Origin of the sequence: Kitasatospora sp. NPDC101447, assembly GCF_044767225.1 — a bacterium.
In the GTDB taxonomy this organism is placed as follows: domain Bacteria; phylum Actinomycetota; class Actinomycetes; order Streptomycetales; family Streptomycetaceae; genus Kitasatospora.
Genome location: NZ_JBIWNL010000002.1, coordinates 231,629 through 257,283, shown reverse-complemented (window position 1 = coordinate 257,283; position 25,655 = coordinate 231,629). Strand labels below are relative to the sequence as shown.

At 74.0% G+C, this 25,655-nt stretch carries 23 protein-coding genes, 4 pseudogenes and 1 riboswitch; of the genes and pseudogenes, 13 read left to right on the top strand and 14 right to left on the bottom strand.

The features are described 5' to 3' along the window. The first annotated feature begins 196 nt into the window (after positions 1–196). From ACIRST_RS03695 to ACIRST_RS03665, 7 genes are all read left to right on the top strand, one after another. Complete coding sequence (locus ACIRST_RS03695; RefSeq protein WP_350526008.1) at positions 197–1,321, top strand: LacI family DNA-binding transcriptional regulator; 1,125 nt, start codon at positions 197–199, stop codon at positions 1,319–1,321. Continuing rightward, positions 1,308–2,066 carry a DeoR/GlpR family DNA-binding transcription regulator gene (locus ACIRST_RS03690; RefSeq protein WP_350526009.1) on the top strand — a complete coding sequence of 253 codons (759 nt, stop codon included), beginning with the start codon at positions 1,308–1,310 and terminating at the stop codon, positions 2,064–2,066. The genes ACIRST_RS03695 and ACIRST_RS03690 overlap by 14 nt, the downstream gene beginning before the upstream one ends. A gap of 169 nt (positions 2,067–2,235) precedes the next feature. Next, positions 2,236–3,513, top strand: a complete 1,278-nt coding sequence (locus tag ACIRST_RS03685; protein WP_350526010.1) for an extracellular solute-binding protein — start codon at positions 2,236–2,238, stop codon at positions 3,511–3,513. Positions 3,514–3,592: 79 nt separating this feature from the next. Next, on the top strand, positions 3,593–4,552 hold the full coding sequence (locus ACIRST_RS03680; RefSeq protein ID WP_402799688.1) for a carbohydrate ABC transporter permease: 960 nt from the start codon (positions 3,593–3,595) through the stop codon (positions 4,550–4,552). Beyond that, entirely contained in the window at positions 4,549–5,388 is an 840-nt protein-coding gene (locus tag ACIRST_RS03675) for a carbohydrate ABC transporter permease (protein WP_350526012.1), read from the top strand. Before ACIRST_RS03680 ends, ACIRST_RS03675 begins: the two co-directional genes overlap by 4 nt. Positions 5,389–5,440: 52 nt before the next feature. Further along, a complete protein-coding gene (locus ACIRST_RS03670; RefSeq protein WP_402799686.1) occupies positions 5,441–6,421 on the top strand; it encodes an SIS domain-containing protein in 981 nt (326 codons plus the stop codon). Between the two features lie 527 nt (positions 6,422–6,948). Further along, a complete protein-coding gene (locus tag ACIRST_RS03665) occupies positions 6,949–9,168 on the top strand; it encodes a TIM-barrel domain-containing protein (protein WP_402800123.1) in 2,220 nt (739 codons plus the stop codon). Between the two features lie 103 nt (positions 9,169–9,271). Here the strand turns inward: ACIRST_RS03665 and ACIRST_RS03660 are convergent, their stop codons facing one another. From ACIRST_RS03660 to ACIRST_RS03645, 4 genes are all read right to left on the bottom strand, one after another. Next, positions 9,272–10,732: an APC family permease gene (locus ACIRST_RS03660; protein WP_350526015.1), complete on the bottom strand. Its 1,461-nt coding sequence runs from the start codon at positions 10,730–10,732 to the stop codon at positions 9,272–9,274. A 139-nt stretch (positions 10,733–10,871) separates the two neighbouring features. Continuing rightward, the gene (locus tag ACIRST_RS03655; RefSeq protein ID WP_402799684.1) at positions 10,872–11,876 is read right to left on the bottom strand and encodes a chitinase; all 1,005 of its coding nucleotides are present in this window, start codon (positions 11,874–11,876) and stop codon (positions 10,872–10,874) included. A gap of 195 nt (positions 11,877–12,071) precedes the next feature. Beyond that, complete coding sequence (locus ACIRST_RS03650; protein WP_402799682.1) at positions 12,072–12,635, bottom strand: TetR family transcriptional regulator; 564 nt, start codon at positions 12,633–12,635, stop codon at positions 12,072–12,074. Beyond that, positions 12,632–12,994, bottom strand: coding sequence for a DUF1304 domain-containing protein (locus ACIRST_RS03645; RefSeq protein WP_350526018.1), 363 nt, complete (start codon positions 12,992–12,994; stop codon positions 12,632–12,634). Before ACIRST_RS03645 ends, ACIRST_RS03650 begins: the two co-directional genes overlap by 4 nt. A gap of 110 nt (positions 12,995–13,104) precedes the next feature. Here ACIRST_RS03645 and ACIRST_RS03640 point away from each other — a divergent pair. The 3 genes and pseudogenes from ACIRST_RS03640 to ACIRST_RS03630 form a co-directional block, all read left to right on the top strand. Further along, positions 13,105–13,188, top strand: a pseudogene (locus ACIRST_RS03640) (hypothetical protein); the annotation flags it as partial. An 808-nt stretch (positions 13,189–13,996) separates the two neighbouring features. Beyond that, a pseudogene (locus tag ACIRST_RS03635) lies at positions 13,997–14,134 on the top strand (hypothetical protein); the annotation flags it as partial. 42 nt (positions 14,135–14,176) lie between these two features. Then, positions 14,177–14,467 carry a hypothetical protein gene (locus ACIRST_RS03630; RefSeq protein WP_402799680.1) on the top strand — a complete coding sequence of 97 codons (291 nt, stop codon included), beginning with the start codon at positions 14,177–14,179 and terminating at the stop codon, positions 14,465–14,467. Between the two features lie 3 nt (positions 14,468–14,470). Here the strand turns inward: ACIRST_RS03630 and ACIRST_RS03625 are convergent, their stop codons facing one another. The 4 genes and pseudogenes from ACIRST_RS03625 to ACIRST_RS03610 form a co-directional block, all read right to left on the bottom strand. Continuing rightward, positions 14,471–15,061, bottom strand: a complete 591-nt coding sequence (locus tag ACIRST_RS03625; RefSeq protein WP_402799678.1) for a hypothetical protein — start codon at positions 15,059–15,061, stop codon at positions 14,471–14,473. Positions 15,062–15,526: 465 nt separating this feature from the next. Further along, entirely contained in the window at positions 15,527–15,985 is a 459-nt protein-coding gene (locus tag ACIRST_RS03620; protein WP_402799677.1) for a hypothetical protein, read from the bottom strand. A gap of 211 nt (positions 15,986–16,196) precedes the next feature. After that, positions 16,197–17,063 (bottom strand): S8 family serine peptidase, encoded by an 867-nt coding sequence (locus ACIRST_RS03615; protein ID WP_402800121.1) that lies wholly within the window; start codon positions 17,061–17,063, stop codon positions 16,197–16,199. A gap of 25 nt (positions 17,064–17,088) precedes the next feature. Further along, a pseudogene (locus ACIRST_RS03610) lies at positions 17,089–17,235 on the bottom strand (AAA family ATPase); the annotation flags it as partial. Between ACIRST_RS03610 and ACIRST_RS03605 the strand changes: the two are divergent. After that, a pseudogene (locus ACIRST_RS03605) lies at positions 17,234–17,620 on the top strand (chitosanase); the annotation flags it as partial. The pseudogenes ACIRST_RS03610 and ACIRST_RS03605 sit on opposite strands and share 2 nt — an antisense overlap. Positions 17,621–17,682: 62 nt before the next feature. Here the strand turns inward: ACIRST_RS03605 and ACIRST_RS03600 are convergent. The 6 genes from ACIRST_RS03600 to ACIRST_RS03575 form a co-directional block, all read right to left on the bottom strand. Next, positions 17,683–18,210, bottom strand: coding sequence for a hypothetical protein (locus ACIRST_RS03600; RefSeq protein WP_402799675.1), 528 nt, complete (start codon positions 18,208–18,210; stop codon positions 17,683–17,685). A 111-nt stretch (positions 18,211–18,321) separates the two neighbouring features. Next, positions 18,322–19,098 (bottom strand): LPXTG cell wall anchor domain-containing protein, encoded by a 777-nt coding sequence (locus ACIRST_RS03595; RefSeq protein WP_350526024.1) that lies wholly within the window; start codon positions 19,096–19,098, stop codon positions 18,322–18,324. A 329-nt stretch (positions 19,099–19,427) separates the two neighbouring features. Continuing rightward, a complete protein-coding gene (locus ACIRST_RS03590; protein ID WP_402799673.1) occupies positions 19,428–20,141 on the bottom strand; it encodes an IclR family transcriptional regulator in 714 nt (237 codons plus the stop codon). A 199-nt stretch (positions 20,142–20,340) separates the two neighbouring features. After that, a riboswitch (SAM riboswitch) is annotated at positions 20,341–20,483 on the bottom strand. A gap of 157 nt (positions 20,484–20,640) precedes the next feature. Beyond that, entirely contained in the window at positions 20,641–21,069 is a 429-nt protein-coding gene (locus ACIRST_RS03585; protein ID WP_350526026.1) for a hypothetical protein, read from the bottom strand. Between the two features lie 249 nt (positions 21,070–21,318). Continuing rightward, positions 21,319–22,941 (bottom strand): sulfatase-like hydrolase/transferase, encoded by a 1,623-nt coding sequence (locus tag ACIRST_RS03580; protein ID WP_402799671.1) that lies wholly within the window; start codon positions 22,939–22,941, stop codon positions 21,319–21,321. Between the two features lie 57 nt (positions 22,942–22,998). Next, positions 22,999–24,234 (bottom strand): hypothetical protein, encoded by a 1,236-nt coding sequence (locus ACIRST_RS03575; RefSeq protein WP_350526028.1) that lies wholly within the window; start codon positions 24,232–24,234, stop codon positions 22,999–23,001. 483 nt (positions 24,235–24,717) lie between these two features. Here ACIRST_RS03575 and ACIRST_RS03570 point away from each other — a divergent pair, with 483 nt between their 5' ends. After that, positions 24,718–25,206 carry a DUF6325 family protein gene (locus tag ACIRST_RS03570; protein ID WP_350526029.1) on the top strand — a complete coding sequence of 163 codons (489 nt, stop codon included), beginning with the start codon at positions 24,718–24,720 and terminating at the stop codon, positions 25,204–25,206. A gap of 24 nt (positions 25,207–25,230) precedes the next feature. Then, entirely contained in the window at positions 25,231–25,530 is a 300-nt protein-coding gene (locus ACIRST_RS03565; RefSeq protein WP_350526030.1) for an SHOCT domain-containing protein, read from the top strand. The last annotated feature ends 125 nt before the right edge of the window (positions 25,531–25,655 follow it).

Sequence of the window (25,655 nt, the reverse complement as noted above, 5' to 3'; positions counted from 1 at the left end):
ATACGGTCGGGTTGACCGGTAAATCAAGAGTGCTTGCAGAATCGGCTTCCGGCCCGCTGCACTCCCGGCCGGGCCCTGCCGACAGAACCTCACGTCACGGTCGGGACAAGGGTTCGGGTCGGTATTGACGGTCCTTCAGTCGTGCCCTACGTTTCACCGAAAGCAAAGTTGACCGGTCAATGCGAGGTATCCATCCATGGTGACGATGCAGGACGTGGCCGAGCGTGCCGGGGTCACGAAGCAGACCGTCTCCAACGTCATCCGGGGGCGGGGGGCCGTGGGCCCGGCGACCGCGGCCCGGGTGCGCGCCGCGATCGAGGAGCTGGGGTACACCCCCAACCTGGTCGCGCGCTCCCTCGCCACCGGCGCCACCCGGACGGTCGGCCTGTTCGTCCCCACCGTGACGGGCTCCTTCTACCCCGCCATCGTCGAGGAGGTCGAGGACGTCCTCGACGCGAACGGCTACCACCTGCTGCTCTGCACCACCCGGCTCGACGGCGAGCGCGCCAAGCGGCACCTGGCCGGGCTGACCAGCCGCTCGGTCGACGCGCTGCTGATCGCCGGCGACCGGGACCTGATCGACCACCTGCCGCTCCTCGCCGAGGCGTCCTTCCCGGTCGCCCTGTGCGCCTGGGAGACCGACGCCCCCGACCGCTTCCCGGTGGTCACCATCGACTACGAGCGGGCCGGCTTCCTCGCCGGGCGCCACCTGCGCGAGCTCGGACACGAACGCGTCGCCGTGCTCGCCAGCCCCGACCACGGCCCACGGGTGGCCGGCTTCCGGCGCGCCTTCGCCGCCGACGGCCTGACCGTCCCCGACGAGGCCGTCCACACGGCGCCCGAGCCCACCCCCGCGGGCGGCTTCGCGGCGGCGACGACGGCGCTGACCGCCGACCCCGGCACCACCGCGCTGTTCGCCACCCACGACGTCCTCGCCCTCGGCGCCCTGGAGGCCGCCCGGGCGGCCGGGCGCTCCGTCCCGCACGACCTGTCGATCGTCGGGCACGACGACAACCCGGAGGTCGGGGTGGCCCGGCCGGCCCTCACCAGCGTGGCCATCCCCAAGCGGGAGATGGCCCGGGAGGCGGTCGAGCTGCTGCTGCGCGCCCTCACCCGCTCGGGCAGCCCGGCCAACTCGATCCAGCTGCTGCGCCCCGAGCTGGTCGTCCGGGCCAGCACCGGCCCCGTCGGCGGGCGCCGACCCGGCCCGCCCGCGCCGCCTGCGGCTCCCGCAGGCGGCGCGGCTCCCGCAGCGAGCAGTTCCGCGCAAAGATCGTCCCGCGCGCCGGCGGCACTAGACTTCCGTCATGCTCAAAGCTGACCGCACCTCCCGGATCCTCGCGCACCTCACCGAGACGGGCAGCGCCGACGTGCACGAGCTGGCCGAGCTCCTGCAGGTGTCGGCGGCGACCGTCCGCCGTGACCTGCAGGAGCTGCACGACCAGGGACTGCTGCACCGCACCCGTGGCGGGGCGGTCACCGGCGCCGTCAACCTCGAACTGCCGCTGCGCCACAAGCACGGCACGCGGCAGGCGGAGAAGCGGCGGATCGCGCTGACGGCGGACCGGCTGGTGCCGGACGGCGCGGTGGTGGGCCTCACCGGCGGCACCACGACGAGCGAGCTGGCCCGGGTGCTCGCCGAGCGCGGCGGGATCACCATCGTCACCAACGCCGTGAACATCGCGGCCGACCTGATCGTCCGGCCGGACGTCCGCCTGGTGGTGGTCGGCGGCATCGCCCGCACCACCAGCTACGAACTGGTGGGGCCGGCCGCCGACCGGATGCTCGCCCAGTACCACCTCGACCTCGCCTTCATCGGCGTGGACGGCCTGACCGCCCAGGAGGGCTGCACCACGCACGACGAGATGGAGGCCCAGACCGACCGCGCCTTCCTGCACAGCAGCGCGCGGGCGGTGGTGCTGGCCGACAGCACCAAGATCGGCCGGGTCACCTTCGCCAAGATCTGCCCGCTCGCCGAGGTCCACGACCTGGTCACCGACGACGAGGTGACGGCCGATCAGGAGGAGGCGATCACCGGCTGCGGAGTGCGGGTGCTGCGCGCCTGACTCCCGTGCACCCGAAGCCCGGCCGGAGCCGCCCCGGCCGGGCTTTCTGCTGTCCGGCCGGTTGACATGGACTCCTCGACGCAGCAAGCTCGTTCGGAACTGCTCGAAAAAAGCTTCCTTCAAGCATCTCGGATCAACAGATCAAGCGCGTACGAAGGCGGTAACTGCGGTGAAGACACGTGTGCTGGCCCTCTCCACGGCGTGCGCCCTCGGCGCCCTCGCCCTCACCGCCTGCGGAAGCGGCGGAGGCGGAGGCGGCGGGGCCGACGCCGGCGGCAAGGTGACGCTCAAACTGGTCGCCGCCGACTACGGCGACAAGGAGTCCAACAGCTCGAAGACCTACTGGAACGACGTCGCCACCGCGTTCACCGCGGCCAATCCGGACATCAAGGTCGACGTCCAGGTGGTGAACTGGAACGACATCGACAAGCAGGTCAAGACGATGATCCAGAGCGGCAACGTGCCGGACGTCCTGCAGACCGGCGGCTACGCCGACAAGGTCGCCGACGACCTCCTCTACAAGGCCGAGGACGTGCTGTCGCCCGCCACCCGGGCCGACCTCATCGACAGCTTCGCCAAGGCCGGCGAGGTCAAGGGCGTGCAGTACGGCATCCCGTTCGTCTCCTCCTCCCGCGCCCTGTTCTACAACAAGACCGTCCTCCAGCAGGCGGGCATCGACCAACCGCCCACCACCTGGGAGGAGTTGCGCAAGGACGCCGAACAGATCAAGGCCAGGGTGCCCGGCGTCACCCCGTACGCGCTGCCGCTCGGCCCGGAGGAGGCACAGGGCGAGAGCATGCTCTGGGAGCTCGGCAACGGCGGCGGCCCCACCGGCAAGGACGGCGCCTACACCCTGAACAGCCAGGCCGACATCGACACCTTCGGCTGGCTCAAGGCCAACCTGGTCGGCCCCGGGCTCACCTACCCCAACCCGGCCACCACCGACCGCAAGACCGCCTTCGCCGACTTCGCGGCGGGCAAGGCCGCCATGCTCAACGGCCACCCGTCGCTGATCCAGATGGCCACGGCGGGCAAGGTCGACTACGGCATCGTCCCCGTCCCCGGCAAGGCGGGCCCGCTCGCCTCCACGCTCGGCGTGGCGGACTGGATGATGGCCTTCAAGAAGAACGGGCACCGCGACCAGATCAGGAAGTTCCTCGACTTCGCGTACACCAAGGACAACCTGCTGAAGTTCGACGAGACCTACAACCTGATGCCGGTCACCCAGAGCGCCCTGAGCGAGATGACCGCGAGCGGCAGGCACAAGGACCTCGAACCCTTCTTCGCCCTGCTGCCGCACGCCGTCTTCTACCCGCTCGGCGACACCAGCTGGGACGCGGTCTCCGCCGAGCTCAAGAAGGGCATCGGCGCCGCCGTCTCCGGCGACCCGGCGAAGGTCCTCGGCGACCTGCAGAAGAAGGCCCAGGACGCGGTGGCGAACAACTAGCGCCCCGCGCAAGGACCGTGAGCCCGCGCCCGCGAGCCAGCGCCCCTACGAACCCGCGCAGCCCTCGAAAGGCACCCCCGTGACCACCGACTTCCGGTCGGCGCACGCCACCCCCGCGCGCCGCCCCGCACCCCCGGGCCCCCGCCCGCCCCGCCCCGCGGCGCGGGGCACCCGCCCGGGCAGGCTCGGCCCGCTGCCCTGGATCGCCCCGGCCGTCCTGCTGATCCTCGCCGTCGTGCTGTGGCCCGTCTACGAGATGGTCCGCACCTCCTTCCTGCGCATCAGCACCAGCGGCTTCGTCCGGGGCTCCGCCGGTTCGGACAAGTACCGCAAGCTGTTCGGCGAGGCCGACCTCGGCCACGTCCTGCTCGCCACGGTGGTCTGGACGGCCGCCGTGGTCGGCCTGACCATGCTGCTCTCGCTCGGCCTCGCCCAGCTGTTCGACCAGCGCTTCCCGGGCCGCCGGTACGCCCGCTGGGCCCTGATCGCCCCCTGGGCCGCGTCCGTGCTGATGACCTCCATCGGCTTCAAGTGGATGCTCGACCGGACCGCCGGCGTGCTCAACACCGCCATGACCGACCTCGGACTGGTCGACGGCCCCCGGGACTGGCTCGGCGACCCCTCGACGGCCTGGCCCTGGATGGTGTTCGTCGCCGTCTTCGTGTCGCTGCCGTTCACCACCTACACCCTGCTCGCCGGCCTGCAGACCGTCCCCGCCGAGCTGTACGAGGCGGCCCGGGTGGACGGCGCCTCGCCCTGGCAGACCTACCGGCGGATCACCCTGCCGCTGCTGCGCCCGGCGTTCCTGGTCGGCGTCGTCATCAACCTGATCAACGTGTTCAACTCCTTCCCCGTCATCTGGGGCATGACCCAGGGCGGCCCGGGCAGCGACACCGCCACCAGCACGGTGTTCACGTACCAGCTGAAGAGCACCGACATCGGCGAGTCCGCGGCCATGTCGGTGGTCAACTTCGCGCTGGTGGTGCTGATGGTCCTGGTCTTCCTGAAGGTCAGCCGCTGGAACGGGGAGGAGAGTTGAGAGCCCGGCGCGGCGGCCGCCGGATCCGGCCGCGCACCGTCGTGCTCGCCGCCGTCGCCTGGCTGCTGGCGGCCGTCTTCCTGCTCCCGTACCTGGAGATGGCCGTCACCGCGCTGCGCCCGGCCGACGAACTGCGCGACGCGGGCTACCTGCCGCGCCACTTCGCCTGGTCGAACTTCGTCGGCGTGTGGCGCGACTCGACCCTCGGCGGGAACCTGCGGGTCACCCTGCTGGTCGCCGGCGGCGCGACCCTGCTGGCCCTGCTGGTCGCCCTGCCCGCCGCGTACTACACCGCCCGGGTCCGGTACCGGGGCCGGCGGCTCTTCCTGCTGCTCGTCCTGGTCACCCAGATGTTCCAGCCGACCTCGCTGCTGGTGGGCCTCTACCGCGAGTTCTACCGGCTCGGCATGCTCAACTCGGTCTGGACCCTGATCCTCTGCAACGCCGCGTTCAACCTGGCCTTCGCGGTCTGGATCCTCACCGCCTACATCTCCTCCATCCCGGTGGAGTTGGAGGAGGCCGCGCTGCTCGACGGCCTCGGCCGGCTCGGCGCGCTGCGCCGGGTGGTCCTGCCGCTGGCCATGCCCGGCGTGGTCACCGCGGTGATCTTCACCTTCATCTCGGCCTGGAACGAGTTCGTGATGGGCCTGACGCTGTCCACCGAGCCGCGGAGCCAGCCGCTCACCGTCGGGATCAACAGCTTCATCGGCAACTACACCGTCGAGTGGAACTACCTGTTCGCCGGATCGGTCGTCGCGATCGTGCCGGTCGTGGTGCTGTTCGCCCTGATCGAGCGGCACGTGGTCTCCGGACTGACCGCCGGCTCGGTCAAGTAGCCGGCCACGCCCACGGGTCGAACGCCCCCGTCCCTCCGAAGGAGCCCGCCGCATGACCTCCGCCACGCCCGCCGGCACCGCCGCCGCCACGCCCTCCCACACCGCCGCCGAGATCGCCTCCCAGCCGGACTGCTGGCGCCGCGCCGCCGACGCCCTGCCCCGGCACGCCGACGCGCTGCCCCGGCGCGGCGAGCGGGTCGCCGTCGTCGGCTGCGGCACCTCCTGGTTCATGGCCCAGGCCTACGCCGCGCTGCGCGAGGGCGGCGGCCACGGGACCACGGACGCCTTCGCCGCCTCGGAGTTCCTGCCCGGCCGCGCGTACGACCGGATCCTGGCCCTCTCCCGCTCCGGCACCACGACCGAGGTGCTCGACCTGCTCGGCCACGCCCGGACGGCCGGGGTGCCCACCACCGCCGTCACCGCCGACCCCGCCACCCCGGTCATGGCGCTCGCCGGCGCCGTCGCCGTGCTCGACTTCGCGGACGAGCGCTCGGTGGTGCAGACCCGCTTCGCCACCAGCGCGCTCGCCCTGCTGCGGGCCCACCTGGAGGCCGAGGGCGCCCGGCCGGACGGCGTCCGACCGCTGGCCCGGGCCGTCCTGGACGCCGAACGCGCCGTCACCGCGCCGCTGCCCGAAGGGCTGTGCGGCGCCGAGCAGTTCACCTTCCTCGGGCGCGGCTGGACGTACGGGCTGGCGCTGGAGGCCGGGCTGAAGATGCGCGAGGCGGCAGGCGCCTGGACGGAGGCGTACCCCGCGATGGAGTACCGGCACGGCCCGATCAGCATCGCCGCGCCGGGCCGGGTGACCTGGGTGTTCGGCCCGGCGCCCGCCGGACTCGCCGAGGACATCACCCGGGCCGGCGCCCTGCTGGTCGCCGAGTCCGGCGACGCCGCGACGGAGTCGGACCCGCTGGCCGACCTGGTCCGGGCGCAGCGGCTGGCCGTCGCGGTGGCCGGGTCGCGCGGTGTCGACCCGGACCGGCCGCGCCACCTCACCCGGTCGGTCGTCCTCGGCGACCGGCAGCGGACCTGACCGGCACCGGACCTGACCGCCGCCCGGACCGGCCGCGCTCCCGCACCGCTCCCCCGCCCCAGCCGACGAAGGAGAACCCCGTGCGCCTACTCCGCCCCCACCTCCGAAGGGCCGCCCTCGCCGCGGCCCTGACCAGCCTCGCCGCCGTCGCCGGGCCCGCCCTCCCGGCCCGGGCGGCCGCCCCCGCCTCCGCCGTCCTCGACCAGGGCCACCAGAGCACCACCTGGCAGAGCCCGGCGTACGCCAAGGGGACGCTCGGCGGCGCCGGCAGCTGCCCGTCGGCCGCCCAGGACCCGGGCGGCACCGTCTGCGGCCGCTTCGACCTGACCGTCGACGTGCCGGCCGGCTACTGGGACGACAACCCGGAGGGCGGCGTCCCGATCTCGATCCAGTGGCAGGACCCCACCGAGGACTTCGACCTCTACGTCTACGACGCCGCGGGCCAGGAGGTCGCCGAGAGCGCCGGCACCGCCGACCCCGAGGCGACGGTGATCCCGAAGCCCTCCGGCACCTACCACGTCCTGGTCGTGCCCTACGACACCCACGGCGGCTCCTTCACCGGCCGCGCCTACCTGCCGCAGACCACCGACGCGGGCGACCTGACCTCCTTCGGCGGCGGGCGGGGCAGCTACGACATCGCCGCCGGCACCCTCAAGGCGAAGGTCGACTTCCTCGCCGACGACCAGCTGCGCCTGCGCGCCGCCCCGGACGGCGTGCTCACCGACCCGGCCGGCGCCACCATCGTCCGCAAGCAGCCCGAACTCCAGCGCACCACCAGCACCTTCGACGCCGGCGACTACTACGGCATCCGCTCGAAGGACCTGGTGCTGCGGGTCTACAAGCACCCCCTGCGGTTCGGCCTCTACCGGGCCGACGACCGCACCGCCGTCTGGCAGGAGGACGCCCCGCTGCGCTGGTCCACCGGCGGCCTGCGGCAGAGCCTGGTGCGCGGCGCCGACGAGCAGTTCTTCGGCGGCGGCGAGCAGAACGGCAGCTTCTCTCATCGCGACCGGACCGTCCACGTCGCCAACAGCACCGACTGGAACGAGGGCGGCTACAACAACTCCCAGCCCTTCTACGTCTCCAGTGCCGGCTACGGCGTCTTCCGCAACACCTTCGCCCCGGGGATCTACGACTTCGGCGCGCCGGTGCGCACCGGGCAGCAGGAACGCCGCCTGGACGCCTACTACTTCACCGGGGACGTCAAGTCGGTGATCGGGCAGTACACCGCGCTGGTCGGCAAGCCCTTCATGCCGCCGGTCTACGGCCTGGAGCCCGGCGACTCCGACTGCTACCTGCACAACGCCAACCGCGGCGAGCGCCACACCACGGACGCGGTGAAGGTCGCCGACGGCTACGTGCAGAACGGGATGCCGCTCGGCTGGATGCTGGTCAACGACGGCTACGGCTGCGGCTACGAGAACCTGCCGCAGGCCGGCGAGGGCCTGCGCAAGGACCACGCCCAGCTGGGCCTGTGGACCCAGAACGGCCTGCCCAACCAGTCCGAGGAGGTCAAGGCCGGGGTCCGGGTGCGCAAGCTCGACGTGGCCTGGGTCGGCAACGGCTACGACTTCGCGCTGAACGCCTGCGACCGGGCGAAGGCCGGCATCGAGGACAACAGCGACGCCCGCGGCTTCGTCTGGCTGCCCGTCTCCTGGGCCGGCGCCCAGCGCTGCGGCGTGCTGTGGAGCGGCGACCAGAGCCTGTCCTGGGACTACATCCGCTGGCAGATCCCCACGTACGCGGGCGCCACGATGTCCGGGATCGCCTACGACACCGGCGACGTCGGCTCCATCTTCCGGCGCGACCCCAAGATGTACACCCGCGACCTGCAGTGGAAGGCCTTCCTGCCGGCGATCATGACCATGGACGGCTGGGCCCGGGACATGACGGGCAAGGAGCAGCGCGACCAGCAGCCCTGGCTGGACGGCGAGCCCTACACCTCGATCAACCGCAAGTACCTGCAGCTCAAGGAGCGGCTGCTGCCGTACATGTACACCCTGTCCGCCGAGGCCACCCGGACCGGCATCGGCGCCGTGCGCCCGCTCGCCCTGGAGTACCCGCACGACCCGAACGCCCTCGGGCCGAACGCGACGTACGAGTTCCTGGCCGGGCCGGACTTCCTGGTCGCGCCGGTCTACTCGGACACCTCGGTGCGCAACGGCATCTACCTGCCGGAGGGCACCTGGACCGACTACTGGACCGGGCGCACCTACCAGGGCCCGACCACGATCGACGGCTACTCGGCGCCGCTCGACACCCTGCCGCTGTTCGTCAAGGGCGGTTCGATCGTGCCCATGTGGCCGCAGGGCACGCTGTCCTGGCAGACCCGGGACCGCTCCGAACTCGACTACGACCTCTACCCGGAGGCCCGGGGCGACTCCTCCTACACCCTGTACGAGGACGACGGCGTCACCCGGCAGTTCAGCGCCGGCGCCTCGGCCACCCAGCGGGTCGACATGCACGTGGCCGGCCCGGTGACCGTCGTCAAGGTCGGTGCCAGCGACGGGAGTTACTCCGACAAGCCGGCCTCCCGGGCGTACCGCTTCACGGTGCACGGCCAGTCGGCCCCGCGCCAGGTGGTCACCCGGGGCGGCCCGCTCCCCCGGCTGGCCTCGGCCGCGGCGCTCGACGCGGCCGCCGCGGGCTGGTACCACGACGCGGCGACCGGGGTGACCACGGTCAGGACGCCGAAGCTGTCCACCGACCACGGCTTCTCCGTCGAACTCATCCACGGCGGCAGCTGAACTCGTCCACGGCGGCAGCTGACCGGAGGCCGCCGACCGGAGGCCCGGCCCGGCTCCCCCGCGCACGGTGCGCCGCGGGGGAGCCGGGCCGCGGCGCCGGCGGCTACCCGGCCGGTGCGGTGAGGGGGTCGGCGCGCTGGGCCTCCAGATACTCCTCCCGGATCTCCTTGGGCCCGAACGGCCAGGCGCCCTCGACCTTCGACCAGACCAGGAAGGCGACGCCGCCGAGGGCGACCCAGGCCAGCGACCACTCGACGGGGTGCACACCCGGGTTGGCCCGGTCCGCGTAGCCGTAGATGACCAGCCAGCCGACGGCGGCCACGATGCTCGGCAGCGGGTAGAGCAGCATCCGGTAGGGGCGGGCGAGGTCCGGCTGCCGTCGGCGGAGCACCGTCACGGCGGCGATCTGGGCGAGCGCCTGGACGATCACCATGACGCTGGTCAGCAGGGCGATCAGGATGCCCAGCGGCGGGTGCGCGGCGGTGTCGCCGACGTGCCGTGCGAACAGGAAGCCGGCGGCGGTGACCGTGACCATGGCGACCAGGCCGACCACCGGGAAGCCGTGCCGGGGGTGCAGCCTGGCGAAGGAGCGGAAGAACATCCCGTCCCGGGCCGCGTCGTGGGGCACCCGGGAGCCGCCGAGCAGGCCCGCGAGGACGGAGGCGAAGGCGGTGACGAGGATCAGCACCGTCACGGTGTCGGCCGCGCCCCTGCCCCAGGTCCGCTCCAGGACGGCGGAGGCGACCGACTTGGCGGCGACGTTGTCCGGGTCCAGCATGTCCCGCCAGTCGACGACGCCGAGGACGCCGATCTGCATCAGCAGGTAGACCGCCATGATGGCGGTGATCGAGTAGATGATCGCGCGGGGCATCACCCGGCCCGGGTTGCGGATCTCGGCGCCCAGGTAGGAGGCGGTGTTGTAGCCGAGGTAGTCGTAGATCCCGATGGTCAGGCCGGCGGCGAAGCCGGTCCAGAAGCCGCCGTGGGTGAGCTCGACGGCGTGGGCGGGCCAGGTGAAGGCCAGCGAGGGGTGGAAGTCGGTGAAGGAGGCCAGGATCACCGCTCCGACCGAGAGGATCATCACGATCCACATCCCGATCGTGATCACGCTGATGTCCTCGACGGTGCGCCACAGCGCCACCAGGACCAGGGCGAGCACGGCGACCCCGACGACGTCCCCCTGGAGCGTCGTCATGTCCGGCCACAGGTAGGCGAGGTACTGCACCAGGCCCTGCACGCCGGTGGACATGATCAGTGGGATGAAGAGCATGGCCGTCCAGACGAACAGGAACGGCATCAGCCGCCCGGTGCGGTACTGGAAGGCCTCGCGCAGGTAGACGTAGGTGCCGCCGGCGCCGGGCAGCGAGGCGCCGAGCTCGGCCCAGACCAGGCCGTCGACCAGGGCGAGCAGCGCGCCGGCGACCCAGCCGATCACGGCCTGCGGGCCGCCGAAGGCGGCGACCATCAGCGGGATCGTCACGAACGGCCCGATGCCGCACATCTGGCTCATGTTGATCGCGGTGGCCTGGAAGAGGCCGATTCTTCGGGTGAAGCCTGAGGACACGGATGGCTCCGGGGGGTGGGACCGGCCGGGGGTGAGGACCGGCCGGGGGTGAGGACCGGCCGGGACGGGGACGGGCCGGGGCGGGACGGGCGGGGAACGGGAGGGAGCCCGGCGGACGGATCGGGGCGGGGCGGCGGCCTCAGCCCTGGTACTGGACGACGATCCTGGTGAACTCGTACGGGGACTGCGGGACGCCGCTGCAGGCGTCGGCGTCCGTGCCGGAGCCGCACGCACGGTCCCGGTTGACGGACCAGAAGGCGAAGCGGGCGAGGTGGTGCTGCTTCGCGTAGCCGAGGATGGTGCGGAAGTCGGCGGTGGTGACGGTCTCCCCCGCCTCGTCGGTCTTCCCGTTCATCGAGGAGACGCCGATGTGCCGGTACGCCGCGTCGTCGCCGTAGCCGTACGCGCTCTTGACCGCCGCCTTCAGCCCGTCGAGCGCACCGACCGTCGCCTGCCCCATGGTGCCGCTGTGGCCGCCGAAGTCGAAGGGCATCACCACCCAGCCGTCGTTCGCCAGTCCCGCGGCCGCGCCCCGCTTGATGAGATCCTTGCCGTTGGCGTCGGGGCCGCTCGGCGTGGTGCCCATGGTGACGTAGGTGACGATCCCGGGGTTCCTGGTCTTGACGATCTTCAGGGCGTCGACCACCCGCTGCCGGACCGTCGCGTTGCCGAACTCGGTGTTCTCGATGTCGATGTCGAGCGCCTTCAGCCGGTAGGCGTCGATCACCTTCTGGTACGCGCCGGCCAGGGCGCTCGCGCTGGAGCACTTCTCGCCGAGCTTGTTCCCGCTCCACCCGCCGACGGAGACCACGACGTCGCCCCCGGCCGCCCGGATCGAGTCGATCGCGGCCTGGTCGGTGCCCCCGGTGAGCGCCCGGCTGCCGTCCCACTTCGGGTTGCACCCGCCGTCGGAGAGGACGAACGCCAGCGTGAACCACTTCACCCCGGCGGCCTTCATCACGTCGGTCGGCTTCTGCGGGTTGCCCCAGCCGAGGTACTCGTACGGTGCGGCGGCCATCCCGGGGACGGCCGTCGCGGCGGGGGCGGCCGCGGCGGAGGTCACGGGGGCCAGCAGGAGCGCGGCCGGGCCGAGCGCGACGGCCAGCAGCGGGGCGGTGAGACGGACTCCGGTGGTCTTGCGCATGCCAACTCACTTTCGTCGATTCCGGGGGAACGGTGACGGCAGGTCAGGGAGGCGGGAGCGGCCCACCGGTGCGGACGGCGACGGTCCGCCGGTGGGTGTCTCACAGAATCGGGGCACCGGGCTCCGGGGTCAATGACTTTCGTTAGGAAAGTTTCCCAACTGTGCGTCAGGCCACAACTGCGGGCCGACGGCCGTTCAGAGCTGCGGCGTGCGGTGCAGGGAGATCAGCAGCCGCCAGACCTGGTGGGCGACCCGCTCCGGGCCGGCCTCGATCCGGCCGTGCAGCCAGTCCCCGAGCACGCCGGTGAAGGTGCCGGCCACGGCGGCGGCCACCAGGTCGGGCTCCGGGGCGCCCGCCAGGGCCCGCTCGGCCCGGCTGCGCTCCCGCAGGTCACGGGTGAGCACCACCCCGAGCGGTCCGCCGCCGCCCGGGGTCAGCAGCGCCCGGTAGAGCGCGGCGTGCGGCACCAGTTCGACGAAGAACCCGGTCAGCGCGGGCGGCGGGGCGGCCGGGTCCGGCACACCGCGCCAGGCGTGCAGGGCGTCCACGGCCGCCCGGACCACGTCGGCACAGGCGTCCACCGCGAGCGCGTCGAGGTCGGCGTAGTGGACGTAGAAGGTGGCCCGGCCGACCCCGGCCCGGCGCACCAGCGCGGCCACGTTGACCTCCGCCAGCGGACGTTCGGCGCACTCCTCCAGCAGCGCCCGGCGCAGCCTGGCCCGGGTGCGCTCCGCCCGGGGGTCCTGGGCGGCGCTCATCCGGCGAGCAGCACGGCGCCGAGTGCGACCGCCCCGGGCAGCGCCTGCGCCACCAGGATGCGGCGGTTCGCGGTGGCACCGCCGTACAGGCCGGCCACGACCACGCAGACCAGGAAGAAGAGCTGCGCCTGACGGCCGACCTCGCCGCCGGCGACCAGGCCCCACACCAGCCCGGCGGCGAGGAAGCCGTTGTAGAGCCCCTGGTTGGCGGCGAGCGGTGCGGTGGTGCGGGCGAGCGCGGCGTCGAAGCCGGACAGCCTGCGCCCCGGCCCCCGCTCCCACAGGAACATCTCCAGCACCAGGATGTACCCGTGCAGGAGGGCCACCAGGGCGACCAGGACATCGGCGGTCACGCGCATCTTCGACTCCGGAGCTCGATCCGAACTTCATGGACAGGTGTCCACCATACCTGGACAGGTGTCCATGAAGTCCGGTCTCCGTCCACATCGGAGGCGCCCGGCGCCGGGCCGTGCTGGCCGCGCTCGCCCTGGACGCCAACCGCATCGTGCCGGTCGAGCGGCTGCTCGACCTCGCCTGGGACCACACCCCGCCGCCCACCGCGCGGGCCGCACTGCAGGGCCACGTCGCCAGGCTGCGCGCCCTGCTCGGCGACGGCCTGCGCCTGGAGACCCGCGCCCCCGGGCCAGCAGGTCGACACCGCCGCGACGGCCACCCTGGCCGGCACCGACCGGCGCACGGCCGCCGCCGCGCTGGAACTGCTGCACCTGGCGCACCTGGTCGAGGAGAGCGCGCCGGGCCGCTTCGAGCGGCACGACCTGCTACGGCTGCACGCCCGGCACGCGGCCGAGGAGCTGCCGGCCGCCACCCGGCACGCGGCCCTGGAGCGGCTGTTCGACCACCACCTGGCCGCGACCGCCGCCGGGCTCGTCCTCGCCCGGCCGGAGGCCCGCCACCACCGCCCGGCCCACCCGCCGACCGGCGGCACCCCGGAGTTCGCCACGTCCTCCGACGCCCTGGCCTGGTTCCGGGCCGAGGAACCGACCGTCCGCGCCCTGATCGCCCTGGCCTGCCAGTGGGGCGCCCACCGGCACGCCTGCCGGATGGTCGAGAACGCCGGCTACCTCTACCTCGACGCGGGCCTGTTCCGCGCCTGGGAGGAGGCGGCCCGGCAGGCCCTGACGGCCGCCGAGACCGCCGGCACCGCCGCCGACTGGCCGCACCTGTACGACCACAGCCTCTCGCTGGGCTGGCTGGGCAGGCTGGGCAGGCGGCGGGAGGCCCTGGAGCAGTCCGAGCGCGCCGTCGCCGTCGCCGACCCGGAGAGCCTCCCCGTCCTGCGACACCGCTACCTCAGCATGTGAACCAGCTTCGCCGACGACTACGGCGAGCCCGGCAGGGCCCTGGCGGGCTTCGCCGAGACGGTCGCCCACGCGCGGGAGCAGGGCGACCCCCGGCTGCTCTCCCAGGCACTCAACAACCTGGCGCACACGCTGTTCCGGGCGGAGCGCTCCGAGGAGGCGCTCGCGCCGATCGAGGAGTCGCTGGAGCTGCTGGCCGGGCGCGAGTCGGGCCCGTACCTGGTGATCTCCGCCAAGACCCACGCCCAGATCCTGCGCGCCCTGGGCCGCACCGACGAGGCCGTGGCGCAGATCCACCGGGTGCTGGAACTCGGCCGGGCCCAGGGCAACCAGGCCCACGCGGAGTTCGACTTCGCCGACTTCATCGGCCAGGTGATGTACGACCGGGGGCTGCCGGCCGAGGCGCGCCGGCACTGGGAGCGGGCCCTGGAACTCGCCGCTGAGCAGGGGCGGATGACCCGTCAGGTGGAGCTGGTGCAGGCCCGGCTGGCCCGCTGCTCCCCCGTGGAGTAGTCGTCAGCCGCTCCACGAAGTGGTCGTGCTGGTCGTCCGGGTGGCGCCTCCCGCACCGGCGGTCCGGCCCGCCGGGGCGGCCGGCCGCAGGAAGTCGGGCTCGGAGCCCGCGGTGGTCGTCCGCACGCCCGGGGCCGTGGTGCCGCTCGCCGGACCGGTCGAGGTGCGCAGCGCGGCCAGGCCGGCCGGGGCCGCCGGGGCCCGGTGCGCGCTGGTGGTGCGGCGGGCGGCGAGGGCCGCGGTCACCGCCGGGGACTCGTCACCGCCCGGGGTGACCCGCTCGATCCGCAGCACCAGGTTGCGGTCCTGGCGGTCGCCCGCCGCATCGCGGTTGCGGCTGTGCACGGCCTGCGTCAGCACACCCCGGATCTCCTGCCAACGACCCTGCACCGCACGGATGTTGGGACACCACTCGCCCGCGTGGCAGTGCTCCAGGTCGAGCTGCCAGCGCTCCGCCTCGACGAGGTGGACGGCGCCGACCTCGCCGGGGACCTCCACCGGCGCGGCACCCGGGACGGTCACCACCACCCGCTGCGGGAACCGCCCCTCCACCGCCGTCACCGTGATCCGGCTCGCCCCCTGGTACCAGGCCATCGCTGTCCTCTCCTCGTCCGTCCTCGCGTCGACCGCCGCCGCCGATCACCGGCTCCCGGCTCCCGGCCGCTCCCGGCCGCTCCCGGCCGGCCTCAACCGGTTGCACGGACGGCACCCCCTCCAGGGTTCGATCCGCCCCGATCCGATCTGAACCCCTCGGCGCACGGCTTCCGTTCAACGGGGCGAATCGAAGGGCCGACCCGGCCCGCGCGGTACAGCTCGACCAGGGTGTCCTGGTCCACGGTTGCACGGCCCCGGGTGGGGTGATCGGCGCGCTGCTGGGCGCCCACGGGTGAGTCGACGGCTTCCTCGGCCACGGCTCCGTCCTTCGCTCCGGTACAACGGCATCGGCGGGCAGCCGCGGGGACGGTGTGTGATGAGCCCCGGTGCGAAGGTGTCCGGGTGGCGGTTGCCCGACGGCCCGGGAGCCCGGGTGCCCGGGACCGGGCGCTCAGGACCGGACGCTCAGGACCGGGCCGCGAGTGCGGCGGTCAGCTGCTGGACGCCGTCCTCGCCGAAGCGCCGCACCAGGACCGCGATCCAGCCGGCCAGTTCGACCCGCTCCCGCTCGGACCACGCCGCGGCCGAGGGATGCTCGTCGACCACCAGGGCGCGGGCCAGCATCAGGTGCTCGGCTCCGGGGGCCGGCCAGGCCCGGCCCTGCCGTCCGTGCAGGGCCATCCGCCGGGCCACGGCGATGACCTCCCGGGCGGCGGCCGGGGGGACGCACCACCCGGTCGGGACGGCCCCGGTCGGGACGGCCCCGGCGGGCCGCTCGGCGCCGGCGGCCGGGGCGGGCGCCGGTTCGGCGGCCTCACCGGCCAGCCAGGCGGCGATCAGCCGACGCGCCGTCGCCTCGTCGTCCGGCCCGCTCCCGCCGCGCCCGGTGCCGCCCTGCCCGTTACCGTCCCCACCGCCCGTCATGACCGTCAGTCTGTCACCATCACGGTCCACCGCCCTGGTCCTCATCGGAGCCCACCTCACCCATCTGCCCGGCCCTGGACGCGAGCCGCTCGCCCGCCTGTCGTGTTGTTGAACGGAAAACGTGCTCGCGATTGTTCACCTGGGCGGCACTTTGCCGGAGGAAACCTCGCCGGCGCGCGGGACGGGCCCCGCCGCGCCCCGGACCGGGCCGTCAGCCGGCGGCGCGCCCGGTCCCTCGGCGGCCGAGCCGCGCGGTCAGACCGCCGAAGGCCACCAGCAGGACCACCCCGGCGCTGCCACCCGCCACCGCGAGGGCCCGCCAGGCCTTCGAGCGGTCCGGCCCCGGGTCCGCCCGCACCGGGTCACCCGGGGCGGCCGCCCGGGCCGCGCCGGGCCAGGAGCCGGTGCCGGCGGCGACCGGGTCGACCACCCCGAAGCCCACCGCGGCGTCCGGCAGCCGGGTGCCGGGGTGGTAGGCGGTCGTCTCCAGCCGCCGGGTCAGCTGTTCCGCGGTCAGCTCGGGCCGCAGCGCGAGCACCAGGGCGGCCGCGGCCGCCACGTAGGCGGTGGCGCAGCCCGGTCCGGAGGCGGTGAACAGGCCGCCACCGGGCCCGGTACCCGTCACGAGCTCGCCGGGCGCGGCCAGGTCGACCCGGCCGCCCAGGCCGCCGCCGGACGGGCCGTTCGGCCCGGTCGAGGCCACCGCGAGCACGCCCGGGTAGGAGGCCGGGAACACCGGCGAACTGCTGCTGCGACCGTCCGGGGCCGCCGGGGCGACGACCAGCGCGCCGTGCGCCGCCGCGTACGCGACGGCGTCGCCGAGCGCGTCGCTCGGCCCGGGGACGGGCACCTCGACCGCGATCACCCGGGCGCCCTTGTCGACGGCGGCGCGGATCCCGCCGCCCAGCAGGTCCGGGGTGGTGGCCCCGGCGTCGTCGGTGACCACGATCGCCGGGACGCGGGCCTCGGGGGCGAGGCCGGAGGGGCCGGCCTCGCCGGTGCGGCGGCGGGCCACCAGGGCGGCCGTGAAGGTGCCGTACCCGGCGCAGTCGCGGCCGACGTCGCCCGTGCCGTACAGCCGGGGCCCGAGCTGCAGCCGCCCGCTGCGCGGTGTGCCCCACGTACCGGCCGACCAGGTCGGCGCGGGCGGTCTCGACCAGCTGGCCCGCGGGCAGCACGCCCAGTTCGGCCAGCAGCCGCCCGTACAGCCGGGCGACGGTGGTCTTGCCTGTGCCGGGCGGCCCGGCGAAGCAGGCCCGGACGGACGAGCGGGACCGGGTCTACTTCAACCCCTCGGTGATGCAGGCCCAGACCGACGGCCTGCACGCCCTCGGCCAGTTCGTCTACTACGACGCCATCGTCATGCACGGCCCCGGCGACGAGCCGGTCAGCTTCGGCGGCATCCGGGCCGCCGCCATGAAGAAGGCGAAGACCCCGGCTCAGGGCGGCGACGAGAAGGCCTACCTGGCCGCCTTCCTCGACGCCCGCCGGGCCGCGATGAAGACGGAGGCCGCCCACGAGGAGACCGACCGGGTGGACACCGAGCAGCTGGTGTTCCTGAAGGCGGGCAACCTCGAACTCAAGGCCCCGCTGGCCTGGAAGGTCTACGGGGAGTCGTTCAAGATCGACAGCTGACGGCCCCGGTACGACCGAGGGGTGGCTGCCCGCAGAGCCGCCCCTCTTCGCCGACTCCCGCCTCACCAGCCGGTGGTGGCCCGCCGTACGGCCGGGGCCGGGGCAGGCGCCTGGCCCGGGGCGGTCCGGTCGGCCGGCGTCCCCCGCCGCTCCGTCGGCCGCAGGGCGCCGAGCTCAGGGTCCGAACTGGTCCGCACCAGCGGTGCCGAGGCCGGTCCGATCGCCCCGGTCGTCTCCCGCCGCGCGGCCGGGGCCGCGGCGCCGAGCGCGTCGAGGCGCAGCACGAGGTTGCGCGGCAGGTCGGTGCCGGGCACGCCCGGCCAGTGGCAGTCCCGGGCGCGGACCTCCCGGCTGCGCACGCCGCCGGTCTCGGCCACCGGGCCGGGCACCACCTGGACGTCCGGGCGCCAACCTCCGCCCGGCCGGAGGTGTTCGAGCCTCAGCTCCCAGGTGTCCGCGTCGACCACGAGCGACTCCCCCACCCGGCCGGCCAGCACCAGGGTGCCGTACGGGGTGATCACCACCGCCCGCTGGTCGAAGTCGGCGTCCTTGCCGGTCACCGTGATCCGCCAGGATCCATCGACGAACATCTCACTCCCCTTCCGTGGACGGCCCGGCGGCACAGGCCGTCAAATGCCGTGGGGCCCCGAGGTCCGGTGTTCCCGGACCCCGGCGCCGCGATCGCCCCGATCGGTGCTCGGTCAGGCGCGGCGCTTGGCCGCGACCTTGCGGGCGGCGAACACCAGGCCCGCACCGGCGGCCAGCACGGCGCCGCCGGCCAGGGCGAGCGGGGTGTTGTCCCCGCCACCGGTCTGGGCCAGCGCCGGGGCGGTGCCGGTCGCGCTGGGCATGGCGGACGGCGTGGCCGACGGGGTGGTGGTCGGGGTGCCGGTCGGGGCCGGGGTGGTGGCCGACGGCGTGGCGCTCGGCGAGGCCGGGACCGACTTGATCGGGGTCGGGACCGGGGTCGCCGGGACGGAGGGGGTGGTGGTCGGGGTGCCGGTCGGGGCCGGGGTGGTGGCCGACGGCGTGGCGCTCGGCGAGGCCGGGACCGACTTGGTCGGGGTCGGGACCGGGGTCGCCGGGACGGAGGGGGTGGTGGTCGGGGTGCCGGTCGGCGTCGGGGTGGCGGACGGGCACAGCGGAACGTCCGCGACCTTCTTGTCCACGTGGGTGTCCGCCAGGGTGTAGCGCCAGGTGTCGCCCTTGCCCGAGTAGCTGACGGTCAGCTTGACGGTGGCGTTGGCGTCGATGCGGCCGTGGTACTCCTCGGAGCCGCCGACCAGGCTCAGGGTGTAGTCGCCGGCGGCCTTGTAGCGATTGCCGAGGACGAGCTCGACGTGGCCGGCGTCCGCCCGGCAGCCGACCTCCAGCGAGGCGTCGCTCGGCTTCCAGGCGAAGGCGGTCCCGGTGCCCGCCAGTGCGAGGGCGGCGACCGCACCCCCGGTGACCACGGCCGCCCGGCGTACGTGCTTCATCTGTGCTTCTCTCCTGTGGAGTTCGTGGAGCAGGGAACGCCTCGCGCGCGCCCCGGGGGGAGATCGGAGGAGCGCGCGAGGCGGCGAGCCCGGACCGCCGCCGGCCGCCGTGGCGGCGGCGGGTGACGGCGGTGCAACGCGGCCCCCGACCCCTGCACGGATGGCGTGCCGTGTTCGGTTCACCCCGTTCCCGGTGTCGCCGGCCGCCGCCTCCTCCCGGCCCGCGCCAGAGGACCGCGCGTCCGGGCAGCGCGAGGCCGGACGGGGCGAAGCCGGGCAGCGCGAAGCCGAACGGCGCGAAGCCGGGCAGGCGCGGCCCGGTGAACCGGTCAGGTGTGGCGCAGGGCCTCGGTGAGCCGGTGGGCCGCCTCGACGACCGCCTGGGAGAGCTGGGCTCCAGGGTGCCGGGTGAGCCGCTCGATCGGGCCGGAGACCGACACCGCGGCCACCACCCGGTTGGAGGGGCCGCGGACGGGCGCGGACACGGAGGCGACCCCGAGTTCACGCTCGCCGATGGACTGGGCCCAGCCGCGCCGCCGGACCCCGCTCAGCGCGGTGGCGGTGAAGCGGGCGCCCTGCAGCCCGCGGTGCAGCCGCTCGGGCTCCTCCCAGGCGAGCAGGACCTGGGCGGCCGCACCGACCTTCATCGGGAGGGTGACCCCCACCGGTACGGTGTCGCGCAGGCCGGAGAGGCGCTCGGCGGCGGCCACGCAGATCCGGATCTCGCCCTGGCGGCGGTAGAGCTGGGCGCTCTCGCCGGTCACGTCGCGCAGGTGGGCGAGGACGGAGCCGGCTGCGGCCAGCAGTCGGTCCTCCCCGGCGGCCGCCGAGAGCTCGGTGAGCCGGGGGCCGAGGATGAACCGGCCCTGCATGTCCCTGGTGACCAGCCGGTGGTGTTCGAGTGCCACGGCGAGCCGGTGGGCGGTGGGCCGGGCCAGGCCGGTGGCGGTGACGAGTCCGGCCAGGGTGGCGGGACCTGCCTCCAGGGTGCCGAGGATCGAGGTGACCTTGTCGAGCACGCCGACGCCGCTCGTGTTGTCCATGGATGGGTACTCCGTCTCGAATCCCGTGAGCGGCGGGTGGGCTTCGCTCACGGGGGCTCCCGGACGGGGAGCCGGGGGGTGGTCAGCGAGGACGGGCCGGAGAAGTCGGCCGATTGCCTGCGCCGGGCACGAGACGGGTACGCGGAAGGGCCGGGGCGGGAAGCGCCCGGGCGAAGGACAGCACAGAGAGCACCGTGTCTCCTCATCTTTCCCGCGCCACAGTGGCGACAGGCCGGAGTTGGCACTGCCCCCGCACGGCACGGCGCGTACTTCGGACGCCGGGTCGAACGGGGAGTTGCCGGGGCTTCGTAGGGCCGGTCCCTCCACCCCTCTGGATGATTCGCGAGGAACGATACAAGATGCCCCGGGCCGCCCGCCAAGCCTCCCCCTCCACTCGCCCTCCGCTCGCCCTCCACTCCCCTCCCCCGGACGCGATCGGGCCGGCCACGCGGTGGTGGCCGGCCCGGGGGTTCCTACGGGCCGTCGGCCCGTCGGGTGGTCAGCTCGCCTTCTTCGTGGTGCCGACGCACAGCGCCCAGATGACGAAGGCGTCGAGCGCGATCAGGACGATGGCCCAGAGCGGGTAGTAGGGCAGCCACAGGAAGTTGGCGATCATGCTCAGGCCGGCGACGGCGACACCGACGACCCGGGCCCAGGGAGCACCGCTGAACAGCGCCACGCCCGCCAGCACCAGGACGACCCCGACGATGACGTGGATCCAGCCCCACCCTTCGGTGTTCATCGAGTAGACGTAGTGCCGGGTGACGACGATCAGGCTGTCCTTGGTGATGGCGGCGATCCCCTGGAACACCGCCATGATGCCGCCGGCGATCATCATGACCCCGGCGAAGATGGTCCACCCGGTCGCGAAGGGACGGGGTTCGGGGGCGTGGGTGCTGGGGCCGGCCCCGGCAACACTGCTGGTCATGACATTGACTCCTTCGGTGGCAACCGCCTCTCGGGCAACGGGAGACGGGAGGGGCGGGCAGCCGGGCGGTGGGGCCCGGCTGCTCGCATGACGACCGCCTGGAAGGGAACAGAAGTCCTACGTTCACGGTAGGGCCGGACTCCCGTCCTGTCGTGCGCGGACCGCGACGAGGTCACGGACCGTGACGCCGCGTCCGTGGGGTCGGCCACGACGTCGGCCACCGGTCCGGCCACGAGGTCGGCCACGGGTTCACCCGCGGGCCGCGGCGCCGGCGGGCACGGGACGGTCGGTGTCGCCGTGCCAGGTGGGCCAGCCGAGCAGCCGGGGGCGTTCGGTGACCCACGCGCGGGTGTCGGCGCCGACCTCCGCGGTGATGAGGTCCTCCAGCCGGGCGCTGTACCGGGCGACGAGGTCGCGGTGGGCCGGATCGGCCGCGAGGTTGCGCACCTCGCCGGGGTCCTCCTCCCGGTCGTAGAGCACCACGTCGTTCTGCGCGTACAGCGCCTCGGGGCTGGTCGGGCGATTGGGCCGGAGCGGGGAGAAGTAGCGCCCGAAGCTGTACCGCCGGTCGAGGTAGCCGCGCAGGAAGCCGCGCTTGTCCCAGTCCGGGCGCAGCTCCCCCGACTGGATGCGCTGCTGGGCCTGCGGGTCGGCGAACTCGAACCAGAACCCGGCGTCCAGGGCGGTGATCGACTCGACGGCGGTGAGCACGCCCTCGCGGACCTCCCCGCCCTCCAGCACCGGTGACAAGGAGTGACCGTGCAGGTCGGGGAAGCGGGAGGCGGCGGCCGCCCGGTCCAGGCCCGCGAACTCCAGCAGGGTGGGCGCGATGTCGACCGCGGAGGCGAGCGCGTCGGTGCGGCCGCCGCCGGGCGCGTCCGGGTGGCACAGCACGAACGGGACGTGGAAGTTCTCGTCGTAGAGCAGGTTGCCCTTCTGGCGCAGGCCGTGGGAGCCGGCCATCTCGCCGTGGTCGGAGGTGAACACGACCACCGTCCGGTCAGCCTGGCCGGAGGCCTGCAGCGCGTCGAGCACGAGGTCGATGCTGCGGTCGACGTCCCGGATGGCGTTGAGGTAGAAGTTCAGGCCGTCGTACCAGTGCCGGTCGTCGGCCACCGGACCGAACACCGTGTCGAGCATGCGCGCGAACTCCGCCACCGCCGGCGCGGCGCCGGAGAGGTCGTCGTGCAGGCCGGCGGGCAGGTCGAAGTCCCAGCGGCGGCGGTAGAGCGGGACGTCGGCGGGGCCGCGCGCCAGCACGGCGTGCGCGAGGCCGAAGGGCAGCCGCACCCGGGGCTTCCCGCCGTAGTCGAAGCTCATGATGTCGTGCGGGTTGACGAAGTTGACGGCCATGAACCAGGGCTGGTCGTCCGCCACCGCCGGGGCGCGGTTGCGCAGCCACTTGACGGCCTGGCCGGCGATCACGGGGTCGATCTTGAGCCCGGCCCAGACGCCGCCGTCGATGTCGCCCCAGTCGTTGAACTCGCTGAACCCGTAGGGCTCCAGGGCGTCGGTGGTCGGTCCCGGGTTCTGCGGGGTGACGTAGGCGTTCGACAGGTGCCACTTGCCCTGGTACGTGCAGTGGTAGCCGGCCTGGCGCAGCATCGTGCCGAGGGTGCCCAGCGCCGGGTCCAGCGGGCGGATGTAGGGCATGTTGTCGTTGTCGTAGATCTCGGTCAGCGGCAGGTGCCGGCCGGTGTAGATCACGGACCGCGCGGAGCTGCACATGGCCGAGGCGGTGTAGTACCGGTCGAAGGTGGTGCCCCGCTCGGCGAGTCGTTCCCGGGCGGGGAGCGTGAAGCCCTGCGGGCGGGGGATCGCGGCCCGCTCCTCGTCGGTGACGATCAACAGGATGTTCGGACGACTGGTCATGGCCACCTGCGCTGTGTGCGGGGAACGGTCGGGGAGGTCCGCGTCGCGCGGACGGGGTCACTCGCCGGTCCGGCTCCCGGCACCGGCCTCGTCGGTACGGCTGTCGGCGCCGGCCCGTCCGGAGGCGGCGAGCAGCGCCAGGACGGCGAGCACCGCGAGCAGTACCAGCACGAGCAGCAGCACCGTCAGGACGGTCGGGTGGTTCCAGAGGGCGAACACCAGGGCGACGATCAGCACCGCCGCGAGGACGAGCCACCGGCGGTGGGCGTCGGTCCAGGTCCCGACCCGGCCGGTGTGCACGCCGTGCGCGTCGCTCCAGCCGGCGACGGAGTCGGCGACGTGGTCGGCACCGCCGCGGACGGCGCGCGGCATGCGGCCCGCACCGGAGAGGTAGGCGCCGAGCGCCACCACCACGCCCAGGACGATCGCGGTCCGCAGACTGATCCGCAGGAAGTGCAGCAGCGTGTCGAAGACCGCGGCCGCCGCGGCCGGGGACTGCACGGCGGGCGGCAGGTGGTCCAGGTAGTAGTGGCGGGCGATCACCAGGGCGATCGCCACCAGCAGGCAGGCGAAGGCCGCGCAGAGGGCCGTGGTCACCAGGGCCCGGCGGCGGCGCCGGGCCAGCACCACGCCGATCACGCCGATCAGCACGGTGATGATCGGCAGCCAGTTGCCGATCACGTCGAGGGCGTGCGCGTAACCGCGGATCTTGGCCAGCTTGTCGGACTGGAACAGCACCAGCTGCTTGTTGACGTCCGGGATCTTCTCGGCCGGGGTCAGCCCGGCGGACACCAGGTCGTCCTTCAGCTTGTCGACGGCCGTCCCGACGTTGAGGGTGACGGTGCCGTTGTCCACCTCGACCGCGCCGCGGCCGTGGCCGGTCAGGGCCTGGACCACGGCCTGGTGGGCGGCGCGGTTGGCCTGCGTCCAGACGGTCGCGAAGGCGTCGCTCTGCACGACCTTGGTGGCGGCCTTGGTGACCACCTGGTCCACCGCGTCGTCGATCTTGGGGCCGAGCGACTTGACCGCCGCGGCGGCCCGGGGCGGCAGGCCCTGCGACTGCAGCCAGTCGCCCACGTCGGAGGCGACAGCCGGGCCGTCCACCTTCACGTCCACGGCCTTCGTGATCCGGGCGACCGCGGCGTCCTGGATCGCGGGGTTGGTGGCCAGCGGGGAGACCGTCGAGACGTACCGGTCGGTGTCCAGCGCGATGTCGTGCACCCAGACGGTGAGCAGCGAGACGGGCACCAGGATGCAGGTCAGCGTGATCAGCACGGCGGACACGGTGCTCATCGCGATCCTCGCCGCCCTGGAGGGGTGCCGGGCCCCCGAGGGCGTGCCCCCGCTCCCGTTCGTCGGCCCGCCGGGCGGCGGCCCGGACGCGGGCGGCTCACCCGCCGCAGGACCGCCCGCCACAGGACCACCCGCCGCAGCGGGCCCGGACGGCGGGGGCCCGGACGGCGGGGGCCCGGACGGAGCGGGCCCGGACGCCGAGGGCTCACCCGAAGGGGGCTCGGAAGGATGCGGCTCCAGTGGCCCGTTCAACGGCACTCCCGGTGTTCGGCACGCGGCCGTACCGCCGCTGTTCACCATTCACGCCGCAAGGTCCCCCGTCCGGCACGCCGGACTGGGCCGCCCGGACGAGGGCTCCGCCGGATCCGCGTTCCCTCACCCGGAACAGGTGATCCGCGGAGGGGGTGGCGGCCCCTAGCGTCGAAGCAGTGACCGGCCCGGCGGGCCGGGCGCCGGATCCCACACGAAGGAAGGAGCACCGCCATGGCCGAGGACGTCCTGGCCGAGAGCGGGCCCATCGACTACCTGGTGGTCGAGTTCCCCGGCAACCGCATGACCGGGGAGGGGCTTCCGCTGTTGATCGACCTGGTGGACCGGGGTGTGATCCGCATCCTGGACTTCGCGTTCGTACGCAAGGACAGCGACGGCACCGTCACCGGGATGGAGATCGCCGACTTCGACGGTGACGGTCTGCTGGACCTGGCCGTCTTCGAGGGCTCCGGGTCGGGGCTGCTCGACGACGACGACCTGGGCGAGGCCGCCGGGGCCATCGAGCCCGGGAACTCGGCCGGGGTGCTCATCTACGAGAACACCTGGGCCGCTCCGTTCGCCACGGCGCTGCGCCGGGGCGGCGCCCGGGTGGTCGCCAGCGGCCGGGTGCCCATGGCGGACCTGCTGCGCTCCCTGGACGAGCTGGACGACGTCGAGGACGCGTCCGACGACCCCGCGACCCGGCCGTCCGCCACCGAGTGACGCCACCGAGAGGAGAGACGAGTCATGCCTGGACTGCTGCGCGGTATGGCGCGCACCGCCGTCGTCGCCGGAACGGCGACCGCCGTGTCCAACCGGGTCTCCCGCCGTCAGGCGGGTCGTTGGGCCCAGCAGGACATGGCGGCCGAGCCCGCTCCGCCCCCACCGGCCGCGGCACCCGCCGCTCCCGCGGCGCCTCCGGCGCCCCCTGCGGCGAGCATGGACGACAAGATCTCGCAGCTGCAGCAGCTGGCGCAGCTGAGGGACCAGGGAGTCCTCACCAACGAGGAGTTCGCGGCGCAGAAGCAGCGGCTCCTGGCCGGCTGAACGCCCCCCGCGTGGGGGGGGCCCCCCCCCCGGCGGGGGGGGGCCCCCCCCCCGGGGGGGCCCCCCCCCCGGGGGGGGGGGGGGGCCCCCCCCCCCCCGGGGGGGGGGGGGCGCCCGCGCCCCGG